The organism is Micromonospora kangleipakensis (assembly GCF_004217615.1).
Lineage (GTDB): Bacteria > Actinomycetota > Actinomycetes > Mycobacteriales > Micromonosporaceae > Micromonospora > Micromonospora kangleipakensis.
In genome coordinates, this window is sequence record NZ_SHLD01000001.1 from 3215278 (window position 1) to 3231268 (window position 15991).

Genomic DNA, 15991 nt, shown 5'->3' on the forward strand with positions numbered 1-15991 from the left:
GGGCCGTACTACGCCCGGTGCGGGTTCCGGGAGTTGACCGGGGCGCAGGTCACGCCGGGGCTGGCCGAGCTGCTGGCTGCCGAGGGCGCGATGGGCCTGGACCCGGCCGAGCGGGTCGCCATGTGCCGGCCCGTCGGCTGACCCGTCAGCGTCGGCCGGGGCGTGGACCGCCGTAGAGGTGCACCCGGTGGTCCACGTCGCGGGCGTACCGTGCGGCGTGAAAGAGGTCGGGGCGGGCCGGCGCGTGGGCGACCCGCACGGCCCACTGCTCGTACCACCAGCGGGCGGAACAGGCGCATCCGGTGAAACGGAAGTTCGCCCGCCAGCGCCCGAGCTGGCCCGGCGCGAGGGAGAACAACCGGGTGCGGGCCCGCTGGAACGGGTACGAGGCCCGGCTCGGGAGGTGATCCACCACCGCCGCGCCGTCGCGCCATTCGACCCAGAGGCCCGCCTCGCGGACCGCCGCGTCACCCGACCCGAGGCGGTCCGTCGGCCGGTAACCGGTGGCCTCGTCCAGCAGCACGTCGTGCACGGTGATCCCGCCGGCCGGCGCGTCCGGGAGCGCGTACTCCTGGACGACCCCGCCGCGGACGGTGGCCGCGGCGGCGTCGCGGCTGGTCCAGCGGACCCTGATCCGCTGGACGACGAGGGCCGTCATCGCGGCACCGTGCCGGTGACGAGGCGCTCGGTGGCGAGGCAGGAGACCAGGCAGCGTTCCTTGGCGTCGCCGGTCAGCCGGGCGGTCCAGTCGGTGAGGCCACCGTCGCCGACCTCCCACGTGCCGTCACGAAGGGTGAGTCGCAGCGCGCAGGCGACGTAGTAGCCCCGTCCGCGCTCCCGCTCCGGCTCGTCGAGCAGCGGGATTCCGTCGGCGGCGAGTGCCGGGCGGACGGTGTCGGCCAGCCGTTCGCCGAGTACCGCGTCATCGAGGACCGTGACGTGCAGTCGGGGTGCGCTCGACGGCGCCAGCTCGGCGAGGACCGCCCGCCACCAGGCCAGCTGCCGGACCAGCAGCCGGGCCTCGGTACGCCCCGAACCGGCGTCGCGGGCGCTGGACACCAGCGTGAAGAGCCGGAAGTGCGCGGACGCGCCGGGGCCGAAGTCCTGCGCCCGGAGCACCCGGTGCGCGGCGGCCAGGTGCACCTCGCCGGTCCGGGGCTGCCGTTGCCGACGCGCCGCCGCCTCGACGGCGAGGGCGTTCGTGGGGTCGCTCACCACCTCCGTGCCGCGCATGGTGGTGACGATCCGGTTCTGGCTGACCGGCGTGAGGGCGGAGCAGGTGCCGGGCGGGGCGACCGGGGACAGCTCCACGCCCGCCACGTCGGCCGGCAGCAGCTCCCACATCCGCGCCTCCAGCCGGGCGAGGACGCGCGGGTCGGCGTCGGACGGGCGGACGAAGCGGTCCTCCCGCCAGCGCCGCAGCACGTCCGCCGGGCGCACCGTCGCCGCGCGGTCCCGGGCCACCGTCAGCAGCAGCGTCCGCAGCTCTGCGGCGGGCAGACCGGCCAGCGCGGCGCGCGTCCCCGCCGGCAGCGCCGTCCACACCCGACGCTCCGCGCCGGACAGCTCGCCGGAATCCATGGCCGCCACCCTCGCGTACGTGCCGCCGCGCGTCCAGCGGATTCGGTCCGCCGGGCTCAGTGGGCGCCGCCGAGGTTGAGCACGACCACCCCGGCGATCACCAGACCCGCGCCGACCACCTTGGCCCCGCTGAGCGGCTCGCCCAGGAAAACCGCGCCGATGGCCATGATGGCCGCCGTGCCCAGGCCCGACCACACCGCGTAGGCCACGCCGACGGGAATGTCCCGTACCGCCAGGGCGAGCAGCCCGAACGCCGACAGGTACGCCACGGCCAGGCCGAGCGTGGGCCAGAGCCGGGTGAAGCCGTCCGTCGCCTTGAGCAGGCTCGTGCCGATCACCTCGGCGGTGATCGCGGCCTCTAGGCGCGGCGGGACGCCGGGAGCCCGCCGACGAACGCCCGCCAGGCGGCCGGAGTGAAGCTCAGCGTGCCTCCGGTGCGGTTCTTGGAGTCGCGGACCAGGACGACGCCGGGGAGGTTGTCGGCGACCTCGACGCAGTTGCCGCCGTTGGAGCTGCTGCGGGTGCTGGTGCGCCAGCGGGCGCCGGTCAGGTCAGCCATGGTCGCGCCTTCAGGAGCTGGATCGACTGGTCGCGCGGGAGCGCCACCGACCTGAGAGTGTCCCAGACCTGCCAGAGGGCGGCAACGTCCTTTGTCGTCCGGCCGGCGGCCTGGTCGTCCAGATAGGCCACGTCGTCGCCGTCGTCGACGCTGGCGATCACGAAGGGCCCGGCCTGCCCGGGGTGGAAGCCGGCGCGTAGCGGCAGCACGTGCAGCAGGACCCGGGGCCGTTGCGCCATGGCGACCAGGTGGTCGAGCTGCGGGTGCATGATCTTCGGCTCGCCGCGGCGCAGGGCGGCCTCGTCGACCACGAAGACGGTCAGCGGTGGGCGGGGCCGGTCGAAGACCGCCGCCTGCCGGGCGACGCGGGCGGCCACGTAGCCCTCCACCTCGTCGTCGGCCAGCGGTCCGCTGCTCAGCACCGCGTGCGCGTACTCCTCGGTCTGGAGCAGGCCGGGCAGCACCGATGTCTCGAACGAGCGCAGCGAGGTGGCCTCCCGTTCAACCTCGGCCCAGGGCCGGAACCAGGCCGGCTCGCGGCGGCGGACCACCTCCGGCCACAGCTCGCCGACCTCCCGGCTGAGCGCCCGGGACACCGCCGCCCGGTGCCGGGGATGCGGCACCCGGCCGGGCGTCACCCAGCGGGCCGCCGTCTTCGGGTCGACACCGACCCGCTCCGCCAGCGACTCCGCCGTCTCGCCGATCTCGGCCATGGCGACCCGCAACGCGTCGTTCACACCCCACCTCCACAGGGGACGTCCCAAACGTCCGCCGACGCTACCGCTACGTGGTGTGCTCGTCCCGCGACGCGCGGCAGGCTCCCATCAACGGCACCGCCGCCGTGGCCCGAACCGTCGGCGGGCCCGCCGGGCCGCCCCGCCAACGGCGTCGGGGCGGCCCGCCCCACCACTCGTGAAGGAGGTTCCGCCCGTGCGTCTTCGGTTCTGGCGTCGCGAGCCCGCCCCGCCCCCGTGCCGCGTCCCCCGACAGCGCCTGCCGTGGCAGACCGCGTCGACGCAGGTCCTCCCCACCATGGATCCCGGCCGGACCGGCAACCTCACCCCGGCGCAGCGCTGGCGGGCGGGCGGTTGGCGTCGCAACGACGGTCCGTCCGCGCTACGCCGTCCCGGGACGCCGGGGTGAGCCGGCCGGCGCGACCGCACGTACCCATGCGGCCGCTGTGGCGGTGCCGGGCGTGCGGCGCGGAGTGGCCGTGCGCGGCGGCCCGGCTCGCGCTGCTGGTCGAGTACCGCGACGACCGGCCGGCGCTGCTGGTGTATCTCGGCACGGTGATGCACGAGGCGGGGGAGCAGCTCGCCCAGCTCAACGGGCATGCCCGGCCGGCCGACCTGGCGGAGCGGTTCCTGGGCTGGGCCCGGGCGCGGGGCAGGGACCCGGCCGGAATGTCACCGCCAGGCGCATCCGCGCCGGGGGGCGACGACGAAGTCCCTGATGGAACACCCCGTGTCACCGACAGAGAAGGGGAAACACCATGAAGAAGATGATGTCCGCCGGTTGCGGCGCCGCCGCAGGCCCCTGGCGGCACCGGCATGACGGCCGGCGCGCTGTGGAGCTGATGTCGGGGGTGAATCAGCGAGCGCGCCGCCCGGCCGCCGTCGGCCGGCCGGGTCCCGCGCCGCTGAATCGATTACGTCATCAGCTCCGTAGCGTCTGGCCAGAGGGTTCTCGCTCGGCGCCGCCCCGGGTCATGGAGACGGTGCAGGCGGTGCCGTTCAGGGCCACCAGGTCGGGGGCGGGGCTGGCGCCGCCGGCCGGGACCTTCGCGTTCCAGGACTCGCGACCCGATGAGCTGAGCGACGGGTCGGCGGCGCGACGGACCGGGAGATTCACCGCGCCACGCGGCATCGTCCTGATCTCCTAGAGACAACTGCGCCCTTCGCCTGGCAGGCTGCCTCCCATGACCCTGAAGCTTCGTTCCGTGGGGGCGAGCGACCGTGGGCTGATCCGCAGCGGGAACCAGGACGCGCTCCACGCCGGCAGCTGGCTCGTCGCCGTCGCCGACGGCATGGGAGGCATGGCGGCCGGTGACCTGGCCAGCCGGATCGCCATCGACGCCTTCGGGCCGCTGGACGTGGAGACCCCCGAGGACGCGCTGGTCGCCGCCCTGCAGAGCGGGATCGAGCTGGCCACCGCGCGGATCCGCCAGGCGGTGGAGGAGGATCCGGAACGCCAGGGCATGGGCACCACGCTGACCGCCCTGCTCTTCGCCCGGACCGGGAGCTGCCTGGCCCTGGCCCACGTCGGCGACTCCCGGGCCTACCTGTTCCGCGAAGGGGTGCTCAAGCAGGTCACCCGCGACGACACCTTCGTGCAGATGCTCGTCGACCAGGGCGTGATCACCGCCGAGCAGGCCGGCAGCCACCCGCGCCGGGCCGTGGTCACCCAGGCGTTGCAGGGCGACGAGGTCTCCCCGACGTACGCGACGATGGTGCCCTGGGCCGGCGACCGCTGGCTGCTGTGCAGCGACGGCCTCTCCAACGTGGTCCGCCCGGACACCCTCGCCGAGGTGCTGGCCGGCCAGCCCGACCGGGAGGCGTGCGCCCGCCAGCTGATCGACCTGGCCCTGCGGGCGGGCGGCCCGGACAACGTCACCGTGTTGATCGCCGACATCGTCGACGAGTAGCCCCTCAGCGCCGCCGGGGCGCGGCGCGCCGGGTGGGCTCGGCGGTGGTCGGGTCCTCCGGCCACGGGTGCCGCGGGTAGCGCCCCCGCAGCTCCGCCCGGACCTGCGGGTAGCCGGACCGCCAGAAGGACGGCAGGTCGGCGGTGACCGCGACCGGCCGGCCGGCGGGGGAGAGCAGGTGCAGCAGCACCGGCACCCGGCCGTCGGCGATCCGCGGCGCGTCCCGCCAGCCGAAGGTCTCCTGGAGCTTCACCGCGAGCACCGGCGCGGTCGGGTCGGCGTAGTCCACCCGGACCCGGGAGCCGCTCGGCACGGCCAGCCGCTCCGGGGCCAGCTCGTCCAGCCGGGCCGCCTGCCGCCAGTCCAGCAGCCGGCGCAGCGCCGACGCCACGTCGATCCGGGCCAGGTCGGCCCGGCGGCGCGCCCGGGCCAGCTCCGGACCGAGCCAGCGCGGCGCCTCGGCCAGCAGCGCGGCGTCGCCCATGTCCGGCCACTCGTCGCCGAGCGCCTGCCGGCAGAACGCCAGCCGCTCGCGCAGCGCGGTCGCCGCCGGGGTCCAGGTGAGCAGCCCCAGCCCGCCCTGGCGCAGGCCGGTCAGCACCGCCGCGGCGACCAGCTCCGGCCCCGGCGCGGCCAGCGGCCGGTCGACCAGCTCGACCGCGCCCAGCCGGACCACCTCCCGGGCCACCACGTCCCCGCCGGACCAGCCCACCTCCCGCTCCGACCGCAGCAGCGCGGCGCCCGCCTCCCGCGCGGTCGCCTCGTCCACCGGCGCGGCGAGCCGCACCCGGGCCGCCGGCGCGCCGGGGGAGCGGTCGGCGACGGCCACCGCGAGCCACGCCGACCCGGCCAGCCCCGACCCCGGCGCCAGCTCCGCCGCGGTGCCGCCCGCCATCAGGTACGCCGAACCGCCGGCCCGCCGCGCCCGGCCCAGCCGTTCCGGGTACGCCAGCCCCACCACCAGCCCGGCGGCCAGGTCGTCGGGGAGGCGGTCCCCCCGCGCGGCGGCCCGCGCACCGCCCGCCTCCCCGGGGCGGTCGGCGGGCGTGCCGGCGGGCAGGGCGGCCCGGAGCCGGCGTACCTCGGCGCGCCAGCGGGCGGTGGCGGCGGGGTCCACGTTCGTGCGCAGCCGGCGCCAGGCGGCTGTCAGGTCGTCGCCCGGGCCCGCGACGGTCTCCTCGGCGAGCAGCGCCACCACCTCGGCGGCGCGGTCCGGGCCCACCCGGTCCGCCCCGTCCAGCAGCGCCCGGGCCAGCCGGGGATGCGCCCCGACCGACGCGATGACCCGGCCCCGGGCGGTGATCCGGCCGTCCGCGTCGACCGCCCCGAGGGCGGTGAGGGTCTCCCGGGCGACCGTCATCGCGGCCGGCGGCGGGGGATCGGGCAGGGCCAGCCCGGCGCCGTCGGGGTCGCCCCAGGCGGCCAGCTCCAGCGCGAAGCCGGTCAGGTCGGCGGTGGCGATCTCCGGCTCCGGCTGCGGCGCCAGCCGGGCGTGCGTCGCCTCCGACCAGCACCGGTAGACGGCGCCCGCGGCCTCCCGCCCGGCCCGGCCGGCCCGCTGGGTGGCCGCCGCCCGGGACACCGGGACGGTCACCAGCGCGCCGAGCCCGCGGGCCAGATCGGTGCGGGCCACCCGGCTCAGCCCGGCGTCCACCACGACCCGGACCCCGGGCACGGTCAGGCTGCTCTCCGCCACCGCGGTGGCCAGCACCACCCGTCGGCGGTCGGCAGGGCGCAGCGCCGCGTCCTGGGCCGCCCCGGGCAGCCGGCCGTGCAGCGGCAGCAGGGCGATCCGGTCCCGCAGGTCGGCCAGCCGTCCGGTGACCGCGGCGATCTCGCCGGCGCCGGGCAGGAACACCAGGACGTCCCCGTCCCGCTCGCGCAGCGCCCGCCGGACGGTGGCCGCCACGTGGTCGAGCAGCGCCGGGTCGACCCGGCCCGCGCCCGGCGCGGTCACCGGCCGGGGCGGCGGCGCCCAGATCCGGGTGACCGGGTGCAGCGCGGCCTCCGCCCGGACGACCGGCGCGGGCCGCCCGTCGGCGCCGAGCAGCGCGGCGAACCGGTCCGCCTGCGGGGTGGCCGACATCGCCAGCAGCCACAGGTCGGGGCGGAGCGTGCCGCGGGCCTCCACCGCGACTGCCAGAGCCAGGTCGGCGTCGAGCTGCCGCTCGTGACACTCGTCGAGCAGCACCGCGCCGACTCCGGGCAGCTCCGGGTCGCGGTGCAGGCGGCGCAGCAGCAGGCCGGTGGTGACCACCTCGACCCGGGTCGCCGGCCCGACCCGGCGCTCGCCCCGGACGGCGTACCCGATCCGCTCGCCCACCCGCTCGCCGAGCAGGCCGGCCATCCGGCGGGCGGCGGCCCGGGCGGCGACCCGGCGGGGCTGCGCGATCAGCACCCGGCCGGCGACCTCGTCGGCCACCGCGAGCGGGGCGAGGGTGGTCTTGCCGGTGCCCGGCGGCGCCACCAGCACCGCGTCGCCGGTCGCCCGCAGCGCCGCGACCAGCGTCGGGAGCACCGGCCGGACCGGCAGGTCGAGGGGTACGTCGGAGAGCACGGTCCCACTCTCGCACCCGGTGCTCAGGCCGGGCGCACCCCGTCCACGCCGGTGACGAAGGCCGCCCAGGCCGTCGGCGGGAAGACCAGCGCCGGGCCGCCGCGGTCCTTGCTGTCCCGCACGGCGATCCGACCGTCCACCGCGGCGACCTCCACGCAGTTGCCGTTGCCACTGCTGCGCGTGCTGGTGCGCCAGTCCGCCCCGGACAGGTCGAGCGCGGTCATCCCCGTACCTCTCGTCTTCCGTCGGCGTGCCGCCGAGCGGTCACGCAAAGTTACGAGAAGTCTGCTCCAGCCGGGTCAAGGACGCCGCCGGATCCAGTGCCATCCGGCACAGCTCCTCATGCAGCAGGCTATACCCGTGCACCTGCGCAGCGTCCTCCAGAGCCAGCCCCATGGTGAGGTTGTCCAGGTAAACCACGGTGGCGTCGGCGGCGTCGGCGAAGCCGAGGATGACGTACGGGGTACTCATCGCCGGATGCCCGCCGGCACTGAATGGAAGTACGTGAATGGCTACGTTCGGTAACTGAGCGAGTTTCGCCATGTGGCTGAGTTGAGCGGCCATCACGGCCGGCCCGCCGACGGCGCGCAGCAGCACCGCCTCGTTGAGCACCACGGAGAGCCGGACCGGCGACTCGCGGTGCAGCACGTCCTGCCGGTGCAGGCGGGCGGCGACCTTGCGCTCGATGCCGTCCTCGCCCGCGGTGATCCGGTAGATCTCCCGGGCGTACGCCTCGGTCTGCAGCAGCCCCGGCACCGACTCGGCCTCGTACGTCCGCAGGGTGGCCGCCTCGGCCTCCAGCCCGACGTAGAACTCGAACCACTCCGGCAGCACGTCGCTGTAGTTCTGCCACCAGCCGCGCTGCTGCGCCCCCCGGGCGATCTCGATCAGCGCCTCGGCGTCGGCGCCGGTCACCTGGTAGAGCGCGAGCGCGGCGCGGACGTCCCGGGGCTTGATGCCGATCTGCGCGTTCTCGATCCGGGAGAGGTTGCTCTTGGACATGTCGAGCTGGCGGGCCGCCACATCGAGGGTCATCCCTGCGTGTTCGCGCAGTTGGCGGAGTTCCCGGGCGATGCGGCGGCGGCGAACGGTGGGGCTGACGGTCACCCTCCGAGTCTGTCACGACAAGATCCGCAGGTCGCGCCGGTACGGAGTGCAACCGTTGAATTCGGGAGTTGCATCGCAGGAGTGCAAGGTGCATCCTCTGTCCGGTGTCGACCGTTTGTGGACAGCCAGGAGGCTCGTTTGCTCATCGCTGATGAGTTCTTCCTGATCGCCCACAACGACAGCCGGGGCAAGGCCAAGCTGCACCCCGCGGCGACCGGGTTGGGGCTCGCCGCCGGCCTGCTCGGCGAGCTCATCCTCTTCGGACGGATCACCGTCTCCGGTGGACAGGTCACCGTGCTGGACCGCCGGCCGCCGGCCGACGCGCTCGCGCACACCGTGCTCGACCAGCTGCTCGGGGAGCCCCGGCACCAGGCGGTCCGCACCTGGCTCAGCTTCCTGGCGCAGACCGCCGTGACCTCGGTCGGCGAGCGGCTGGCCCGCGCCGGCGTGCTCCGCCGGCAGGAGAGCCGCCGGCTGCTCCGGACCAACCTGAGCTACGTGCCGGTCGACCTCAACACCGCGGCCTGGCCGGCGACCCGGCTGCGGACCCTGCTGGAGCGCCCGGAACCCCCCTCCGTGCCGGACGCTCTGCTGCTCGGTCTGGTCGCCGCCACCGGGCTGACCCGCGAGGTGCTCTGGAGCGCCGGGCCGGTGGCCCACCACCGGCTGGGCGTGCTCGTCCCGGCGCTGCCGGCGCCGCTGAAGGAACTGGTCGGGCAGACCGAGGCCGCCGTCGGGGCCGCGGTGCTGCGTGGCACCCCCTGACACACCAACCCCTCATCCCTCCCCTCGAACCGGAGCATCCCCCATGCCCCCTGCAGCCACCGTCGACCGTCCCAGCAACGTCTCCGAGGCCCTGGCCCGGGGTCGGCTCGGCATTCCGTCGGTCATCTTCTTCGTCCTCTCCGCCGCCGCCCCGCTGACCGTGGTGGCCGGGGTGGTCACCACCGGGTACGCGGTCACCGGCGTCACCGGCATCCCGCTGGCGTTCCTGGTGGTCGCGGTGGTGCTCGCGCTCTTCTCGGTCGGCTACGTGGCGATGGCCCGCCGGCTGACCAACGCCGGCGCCTTCTACGCGTACATCGCCCGCGGGCTCGGCCGGCCGGCCGGCGTGGGCGCGGCCTGGATCGCGCTGATCGCGTACAACGCGCTCCAGGTGGGGCTCTACGGCGCGATCGGCGCCGCGGCCGAGCCGGTGCTCCAGCAGCTCTTCGGCGGCTCGCCCGCCTGGTGGGTGGTGGCCCTGGTCGCCTGGGCGCTGGTCGCCGTGCTGGGCATGCTCCGGGTGGACATCAACGGCATGGTGCTGGCCGTGCTGCTGGTCGCCGAGATCCTGGTCATCCTCGTCTTCGACCTCGCGCAGCTCACCCACCCGGCCGGCGGCTCGGTCAGCTTCGCCACCCTGTCGCCGGACAACCTGCTGGTGCCGGGCGTCGGCGCGATCCTGGTGCTGGCCACCACCGGCTTCACCGGCTTCGAGTCCGCGGTGGTGTTCAGCGAGGAGAGCAAGGACCCGAGGCGGACCGTGCCGATGGCCACGTACCTGTCGGTGGCCATCATCGCCACGCTGTACGCCCTCTCGGCCTGGACGATGACCGTCGCCACCGGGCCGGACCGGATCGTCGACGAGTCCCGCGAGCAGAGCACCGGGCTCATCTTCAGCCTCGCCGGCGCGCACCTCGGTGACACCGCCGTGACGATCGGCCAGGCGCTCTTCCTCACCTCGCTGCTGGCGGCGATGATCTCGTTCCACAACACCACCGCCCGGTACGCCTTCGCGCTCGGCCGGGAGCGGGTGCTGCCGGCGCTGTTCGGGCAGACCTCGCCGCTCACCGGCGCGCCGCGGGTCGCCTCGCTGGCGCAGAGCGCCCTCGGGCTGGTCGTGATCGTGCTCTACGCGGTCGCCGGCTGGGACCCGCTGGTGCAGCTGTTCTTCTGGGGCGGCACCGGCGGCGGGTTCGGTGTGCTGCTGCTGATCGCCACCACCTCGGTCGCGGTGATCGCCTTCTTCGCCCGAACGGGCACGGCGGAGACGCTGTGGCGGCGGGCCATCGCCCCCGGCCTCGCCGCGATCGCCCTCACCGCCATCATCGTGGTCGCGGTGGACAACTTCGCGATCCTGCTCGGCGTCGCCCCGGACTCGCCGCTGCGCTGGGCGATCCCGGCGGTCTACCCGGTCGCGGCGCTGCTCGGGCTGCTCTGGGGGTTGGTGCTGCGCGGCCGCCGGCCCGACGTGTACGCCCGGATCGGGCTCGGCGCGGACAGCGCGGTCGCCGACGTGCCGCCGGCCGCCGACGAGCCGGCGCCCGCCGACGAGCCGGCGCCCGCCGGCGCGGAGGCCGCCCGGTGACCGAGGTGCCGATCGAGCGGCTGGGGCCGGCGGAGACCCGTGCGGTCGCCGAGCGGATCGCCTGGGCGTTCCACCACCTCGACGTCACCCGCTGGCTGGTGCCGGACGAGGCGAAGCGGGAGGCGGTGCTCGCCGACAACTTCGAGATCCTGGTCGACCACGCGATGCGGCACGGGATCGTGCACGGCACCGCCGACCGGTCGGCGGTCGCGGTCTGGTTCCCGCAGGCCGGCGAGCCGGCCCCGCCGCCGGCCGACTACGACGCCCGCCTCGCCGCCGCCTGCGGCGAGTGGACGCCCCGGTTCCAGCACCTCGACGAGCTCTTCGAGGCGAACCACCCGCACGCCGACCACCACCACCTGGCGTTCCTGGCGGTGGCTCCGCAGCGGCAGGGGAGCGGGCTGGGCAGCGCGCTGCTGCGGCACCACCACGCCGTGCTCGACGCCGAGGGCGTGCGCGGGTACCTGGAGGCGAGCAGCGAGCGCAGCCGCGACCTGTACGCCCGGCACGGCTACCGGGCCGCCGAGCCGTTCCGGCTGCCCGACGGGTCGGCGTTCCACCCGATGTGGCGCGACCCGCGCGGCTGACCGACGCGCGGCGACCCCCGGTGTCCACTGGAGACCGGGGGTCGCTGTCGGCCTTCTCATATTGACCGGCGTACGCGGCGCCGCGTTGGCTGACGGTATGGCCCGCATCGTGTACGACGATCGCACCGCCGCCGCCTTCGCGGCCACCCGGCACCTGGCCCCCGACGGCCTGGCGAGCTGGCGGGCGGCCGTGGCGCGGCACCTGCCGACCACCGCCGGCGCCCGGGTGCTCGACCTCGGGGCCGGCACCGGCACCTGGGCGACCGCCTTCCACGCCTGGTACGACGTCGACGTGGTGGCGGTCGAGCCGTCGGCCGCCATGCGGGCCCGCTCCGGGTACCCGGAGATGGTCGGTGGCCGCGCGGAGGCCCTGCCGCTCGCGGCGGCCAGCCTGGACGGCGCGTGGCTCTCCACGGTGATCCACCACCTGCCGGACCTGCCGGCGGTCGCCGCCGAGCTGCGCCGGACGCTGCGGCACGGCGCGCCGGTGCTGATCCGCTCGGTCTTCGCCGGTCGGGGCGGCGGGATCAGCCTGTTCCGGTGGTTCCCGGAGGCGCTGTGGGTGGTGGAGAGCTACCCCTCGGTGGCGGAGGTCTGCGCGGCGTTCGAGGGGGTCGGCTTCGCGCCGGTGGCGCTGGAGCCGGTGCCGCAGGTCAGCGCCGCGTCGCTGCGGGAGGCCGCCGACCGGCTGCGCCGGTTGGCGCACACCCCGCTGCTGCTGCTCGACGACGCCGACTACGCGCGGGGCGTGCGGCGGATGCGCGCGGCGGCGGGGCGGACGCCGGACGCGCCGGTGGTGGACACGATGGACCTGCTGGTGCTGCGCTGAGCGCACGGAAAGGCCCGGCCGGCGAACCGCCGTCCGGGCCTGTGGACGCGACGTTGGCCGGGTCCGCCGACCCGGCCAACGTCGCCACCCCCTAGTACGTTCCGTCGAGCTGCCCGCGCAGCTTCGTCAGCGCCCGGGCCAGCAGCCGGGACACGTGCATCTGCGAGACGCCGATCTGCTCGGCGATCTGCGACTGGGTCAGGTTGCCGTAGAAGCGCAGCGTGAGGATCTTCTGCTCGCGCTCGTCGAGGGTGGCGAGCGCCGGGCCCAGGGCGACCCGCAGCTCGGCCAGCTCGAACTCGCCGTCCTCACCGCCGAGCATGTCGCCCAGCTCGGTCGCCCGGTCGCCGTCGCCGGTCGGGGTGGACAGCGACACCGCGTTGTAGGCGCGGGCACCCTCCAGGCCCTCCAGGACCTCTTCCTCGGTCAGCTTGAGGTGGGCGGCGATGTCGGTGACCGTCGGCGAGCGGCCGAGGGTCTGCAGCAGCGTGCTGTTGGCGTCGGAGATGGCCAGCCGCAGCTCCTGGAGGCGACGCGGCACCCGGATGTCCCAGGTGCGGTCGCGGAAGTGCCGCTTGAGCTCGCCGATGATGGTCGGGATGGCGTAACCGGCGAAGTCGACGCCGCGGGAGGGGTCGAACTTGTCGATCGCCTTGATCAGGCCGACGGCGGCGGTCTGCGCCAGGTCGTCCGTGGGCTCGCCGCGACCGCTGTAACGGTGGGCGAGGTGGTTGGCGAGCGGCAGCCAGGCCTCGATCGCCTTGTCCCGCATCGCGGCGCGCGACGGGTGGGTGGCGGGCAGCGCGGCCATCGCGTTGAGCAGATCCGCGGCGCTGTCGGTGAGGGCGCGCGGGTCGAGCTTCTCAGTGGTGGACGGCGGTGTGGTCGCCTGCTCGCTGATCGTTGGCGCGGTCATGGGTGGTCCTCCCTGCACCTCGTCCGCGGATAAAAGACGTGACGCTTTGGTTTAGCTTCAATTGAGCCGTTCGGGACTCACCTTAGCCTGATCGGCTCGGGGAAATCTAGCCGAAAGTACGATGTACTTAAGTAATTTTGTGCCATAAAGGCCCCGCAACGGACATAACTCCCCGGCTTTGTGATCACGATTACCGGACCGCGCGCCCGACCCGGCGTCGCCGGACGCCCCCGGGCGGCTGACCGCTCGGCCCACCGGCCCGCGCCGACCGTCAACGAAGAAACCGACAAACGGTTCGCATTGTCGGCTATCCGTCGTTGTCCCGTCCGCGGGACCGCCCGTAGCGTCCCTGTGTACACGTCTACGGAGGCACCGTGCTGGATCCCGCCGCTCCGCAACTCGTCGTCAACGCCCGGGTGCTGCTGTTCAGCTGGCTGCCGGCGGACCCCGACGCGGTCGCGGCGTTCCTCCCGGCCGGGCTGCGGGCCCGCCCGGACCGGCAGGTCTTCCTGTGCCAGTACGTGGTGGACGACGAGAGCCAGACCTCCGGGTTCGGGGCCTACTCCCTGACCTACCTGGGGATCTCGCTGGTGGGGATGGACCCGCCGGACGGCGACATTCCCGGCGGGTGGTGGACCCACTACTTCGCCTCCAGCGCCCGGGTCCGCGGATACGCCGCCGCCCGGGGCGCCCCGGCCCAGGCCGGGCAGACCACCATCGACGTGCGGGGCGACCAGCTCACGGCGGAGACGCGCGCCGACGGGCGGCCGATCATCCGGACCGTGGCCCGCGTCGGCCACACCGGACACCTCGTACGCAGCGGCCACCATCGGTACCTGACCGGGCGGGACGGGGAGCTGACCAGCGCCGACTACCCGTACGTGGCCGAGCCGGTGACCCCGTTCGAGATCGAGTGGGTGGACTTCCTCGCCCCCGAACACCCGGTCTACCCGCTACGCCCGGCGAACCCGCTCACCATCTGCTGGGGCTTCTACTCCCCACGGGTGTCGTTCGCCTACCCGGCCGGGCCGAACGCGCTCGACGAGCCGCCGGCCGCCGAGCCGGCTTACCAGGTGCCGGCGCGCCGGGCCCGCAGCGGCCTGCCGTCCGGGTCGTAGACCAGCCGGTACGCGGGCAGCGCCCAGAAGCGGGTGTGCCAGGACAGCCGCTCCGGCCGGTGCGGGCGCAGCCGGCCCGGCGGGCGGGGACCGACTCGGTCCCCGTCGTGCCAGCGTTGCAGCGCGTCCGCCGCCTCGGTGATCGCCGCCACGGCGGCGGCCGGATCCAGCAGATCGTGGTCCTCGCCACCGTCCGGGTCCCGGTCCAGGTGCTCCCGCCACAGCCGCAGCCGCAGGTCCCGGGCGAAGACCCGGGCGGCGTCGCCGAGGCCGGCCGGGTCCGTGGGCGGCCGCTCGTCCCGGGTGTCGTCCAGCACCGCACAGGAGAGCTCGCTGTCGTGCGTCCAGGAGCGGCGGTTGAAGTTGTCGCTGCCGACGCTGGCCCAGACGTCGTCGACCACGCAGACCTTGGCGTGCACGTAGACCGGGGTGCCCTCGTGGTTCTCCACGTCGAAGACGTGCACCCGGTCCGGTGCCGCCTTCTGGCACAGCGAGAGCGCCTGCTCCCGGCCCACCATGTTCGGCGGCAGCGCGAGCCGGCCGTCCACGTCCGGGTGGCGCGGCACGACGGCGACCAGGTGCAGGTCGGGCTGGTCCCGCAGCGCGTTCGCGAAGAGGTCCGCCACCTCGGTCGACCAGAGGTACTGGTCCTCCAGGTAGATCAGTCGCCGGGCCCGGCGCACCGCCTTGGTGTAGCCGCGGGCCACCGTCCGCTCGCCGTCCGGGGCGAACGAGTACCGGGGTCGTACCGCCGGGTAGGTGCGCAGCACCTGGATCCGGTGCGGGCCGCACGGCGGGGGATCGGCCGGCTGGTCGGGCAGCGGGTCGGGGCTCAGGTCGGAGCCGCGCAGCCGGTCCCGCAGGTAGGCCAGCGGGTTCTCCGAGTCCAGCGGCATCGGATCGGTCCACCGCTCGCGGAACGTCGTGTCGAGCGCGCCGACCACCGGGCCGCGGACCGCGAGCTGGACGTCGTGCCACGGCGGGTGGTCGCCGTACTTCGGGGACATGCCGACGGGCTGCGGGTCACCCCGGTGCTCGGCGTCGTCCCGCCGGCTGTGGCAGAGGTCGATGCCGCCGGCGAAGGCGACGTCCCGCTCCGGGGCGTCGGGGTGGCGCAGCACCACGAGCTTCTGGTGGTGCGAGCCGCCGCGCCGGACCCGCTGGTCCAGCAGCACCTCGCCGCCGGCCGCGCAGACCGCCTCGCTGAGGTCGCGGTTCTCCGCCTCGCTGTAGGAGAGCACGTCGAGGTGGGACCGCCAGATCAGCCCCTTGACCACCACGCCGCGCTGGGCGGCCCGCGCGAAGAGTTGCACCACGGTCGGGCCGTCCGGGCGCATCCGCTGATCCGGGTCGCCCCGCCAGTCGGTGAAGAAGAGATGGTCGCCGGCCTTCAGCGCCTCCACCTCGCTGACCAGGCGGTCGAAGTACGTCGCGCCGTGAATCAACGGCTCGGCGAGGTTTCCCGTCGTCCAGGCGGGTAATTCAGACCCCGGGTTGGCACGTTCCTGCGCGGTGAGGAACCAGTCCTGCATCGCCACGTCCAGCCTCCCGAGGTCGACCACGTCCTCACGGTAGGACCCCCACGGCGGGTACGCACGCCGACCGCAGGTCGGAGCCCTCGTGGTGGCCGCCGCATCCCTCAGAAGCGACAATCCAGGAGGCCCCAGCATGCCCGCCGAGATGACGAACGCCGTGACCGAGTACCGCGAGCCTGCGGTCGAGAGCGAACGCGGCGCGGTGGTG

Annotated in this window: 18 protein-coding genes; 7 read left to right on the forward strand and 11 right to left on the reverse strand. The window is 75.1% G+C overall.

Going from position 1 to position 15991, the window contains the following annotated elements:
• Nucleotides 1–145 precede the first annotated feature (145 nt).
• From EV384_RS15370 to EV384_RS15390, 5 genes are read right to left on the reverse strand one after another with little or no spacing between them, the layout of a single operon-like run.
• Complete coding sequence (locus EV384_RS15370) at nucleotides 146–658, reverse strand: hypothetical protein (RefSeq protein ID WP_242624077.1); 513 nt, start codon at nucleotides 656–658, stop codon at nucleotides 146–148.
• On the reverse strand, nucleotides 655–1581 hold the full coding sequence (locus tag EV384_RS15375; RefSeq protein ID WP_130334033.1) for a hypothetical protein: 927 nt from the start codon (nucleotides 1579–1581) through the stop codon (nucleotides 655–657). Before EV384_RS15375 ends, EV384_RS15370 begins: the two co-directional genes overlap by 4 nt.
• A gap of 56 nt (nucleotides 1582–1637) precedes the next feature.
• Entirely contained in the window at nucleotides 1638–1985 is a 348-nt protein-coding gene (locus EV384_RS15380) for a DMT family transporter (protein WP_130334035.1), read from the reverse strand.
• The gene (locus EV384_RS15385) at nucleotides 1940–2140 is read right to left on the reverse strand and encodes a DUF397 domain-containing protein (protein WP_130334037.1); all 201 of its coding nucleotides are present in this window, start codon (nucleotides 2138–2140) and stop codon (nucleotides 1940–1942) included. Before EV384_RS15385 ends, EV384_RS15380 begins: the two co-directional genes overlap by 46 nt.
• Nucleotides 2128–2853 carry a DUF5753 domain-containing protein gene (locus EV384_RS15390; RefSeq protein ID WP_423202958.1) on the reverse strand — a complete coding sequence of 242 codons (726 nt, stop codon included), beginning with the start codon at nucleotides 2851–2853 and terminating at the stop codon, nucleotides 2128–2130. Before EV384_RS15390 ends, EV384_RS15385 begins: the two co-directional genes overlap by 13 nt.
• A gap of 456 nt (nucleotides 2854–3309) precedes the next feature.
• On the opposite strand from EV384_RS15390, the gene EV384_RS15400 reads away from it, so the two are divergent.
• Entirely contained in the window at nucleotides 3310–3636 is a 327-nt protein-coding gene (locus EV384_RS15400) for a hypothetical protein (protein WP_242624078.1), read from the forward strand.
• Nucleotides 3637–3796: 160 nt separating this feature from the next.
• Here the strand turns inward: EV384_RS15400 and EV384_RS15405 are convergent, their stop codons facing one another.
• Nucleotides 3797–3991 (reverse strand): hypothetical protein, encoded by a 195-nt coding sequence (locus tag EV384_RS15405; protein WP_130334043.1) that lies wholly within the window; start codon nucleotides 3989–3991, stop codon nucleotides 3797–3799.
• A gap of 67 nt (nucleotides 3992–4058) precedes the next feature.
• On the opposite strand from EV384_RS15405, the gene EV384_RS15410 reads away from it, so the two are divergent.
• Nucleotides 4059–4784 (forward strand): PP2C family protein-serine/threonine phosphatase, encoded by a 726-nt coding sequence (locus EV384_RS15410; RefSeq protein WP_130334045.1) that lies wholly within the window; start codon nucleotides 4059–4061, stop codon nucleotides 4782–4784.
• A 4-nt stretch (nucleotides 4785–4788) separates the two neighbouring features.
• Here EV384_RS15410 and hrpB read toward each other — a convergent pair whose 3' ends face one another.
• Genes hrpB through EV384_RS15425 form a run of 3 tightly spaced genes read right to left on the reverse strand, consistent with a single transcriptional unit; the run spans nucleotide 4789 to nucleotide 8448 of the window.
• Nucleotides 4789–7341 (reverse strand): ATP-dependent helicase HrpB, encoded by a 2553-nt coding sequence (hrpB, locus tag EV384_RS15415; protein ID WP_130334047.1) that lies wholly within the window; start codon nucleotides 7339–7341, stop codon nucleotides 4789–4791.
• A gap of 23 nt (nucleotides 7342–7364) precedes the next feature.
• On the reverse strand, nucleotides 7365–7565 hold the full coding sequence (locus tag EV384_RS15420) for a DUF397 domain-containing protein (RefSeq protein ID WP_130334049.1): 201 nt from the start codon (nucleotides 7563–7565) through the stop codon (nucleotides 7365–7367).
• A 40-nt stretch (nucleotides 7566–7605) separates the two neighbouring features.
• The gene (locus tag EV384_RS15425) at nucleotides 7606–8448 is read right to left on the reverse strand and encodes a helix-turn-helix domain-containing protein (RefSeq protein WP_130334051.1); all 843 of its coding nucleotides are present in this window, start codon (nucleotides 8446–8448) and stop codon (nucleotides 7606–7608) included.
• A 138-nt stretch (nucleotides 8449–8586) separates the two neighbouring features.
• Between EV384_RS15425 and EV384_RS15430 the strand changes: the two genes are divergently transcribed.
• From EV384_RS15430 to EV384_RS15445, 4 genes are all read left to right on the forward strand, one after another.
• Complete coding sequence (locus tag EV384_RS15430; RefSeq protein ID WP_130334053.1) at nucleotides 8587–9213, forward strand: GOLPH3/VPS74 family protein; 627 nt, start codon at nucleotides 8587–8589, stop codon at nucleotides 9211–9213.
• Nucleotides 9214–9256: 43 nt separating this feature from the next.
• Nucleotides 9257–10798 carry an APC family permease gene (locus EV384_RS15435; protein WP_130334055.1) on the forward strand — a complete coding sequence of 514 codons (1542 nt, stop codon included), beginning with the start codon at nucleotides 9257–9259 and terminating at the stop codon, nucleotides 10796–10798.
• On the forward strand, nucleotides 10795–11385 hold the full coding sequence (locus EV384_RS15440; RefSeq protein WP_130334057.1) for a GNAT family N-acetyltransferase: 591 nt from the start codon (nucleotides 10795–10797) through the stop codon (nucleotides 11383–11385). The genes EV384_RS15435 and EV384_RS15440 overlap by 4 nt, the downstream gene beginning before the upstream one ends.
• Before the next feature lie 97 nt (nucleotides 11386–11482).
• Nucleotides 11483–12214 (forward strand): class I SAM-dependent methyltransferase, encoded by a 732-nt coding sequence (locus EV384_RS15445; protein ID WP_130334059.1) that lies wholly within the window; start codon nucleotides 11483–11485, stop codon nucleotides 12212–12214.
• 91 nt (nucleotides 12215–12305) lie between these two features.
• On the opposite strand, the gene EV384_RS15450 is transcribed toward EV384_RS15445, so the two are convergent.
• Nucleotides 12306–13130: a SigB/SigF/SigG family RNA polymerase sigma factor gene (locus EV384_RS15450; RefSeq protein WP_130334061.1), complete on the reverse strand. Its 825-nt coding sequence runs from the start codon at nucleotides 13128–13130 to the stop codon at nucleotides 12306–12308.
• Between the two features lie 374 nt (nucleotides 13131–13504).
• Between EV384_RS15450 and EV384_RS15455 the strand changes: the two genes are divergently transcribed.
• A complete protein-coding gene (locus tag EV384_RS15455; protein WP_130334063.1) occupies nucleotides 13505–14248 on the forward strand; it encodes a hypothetical protein in 744 nt (247 codons plus the stop codon).
• Here EV384_RS15455 and EV384_RS15460 read toward each other — a convergent pair.
• A complete protein-coding gene (locus EV384_RS15460; protein ID WP_130340597.1) occupies nucleotides 14197–15786 on the reverse strand; it encodes a phospholipase D family protein in 1590 nt (529 codons plus the stop codon). The genes EV384_RS15455 and EV384_RS15460 overlap by 52 nt on opposite strands.
• Between the last annotated feature and the right edge of the window lie 205 nt (nucleotides 15787–15991).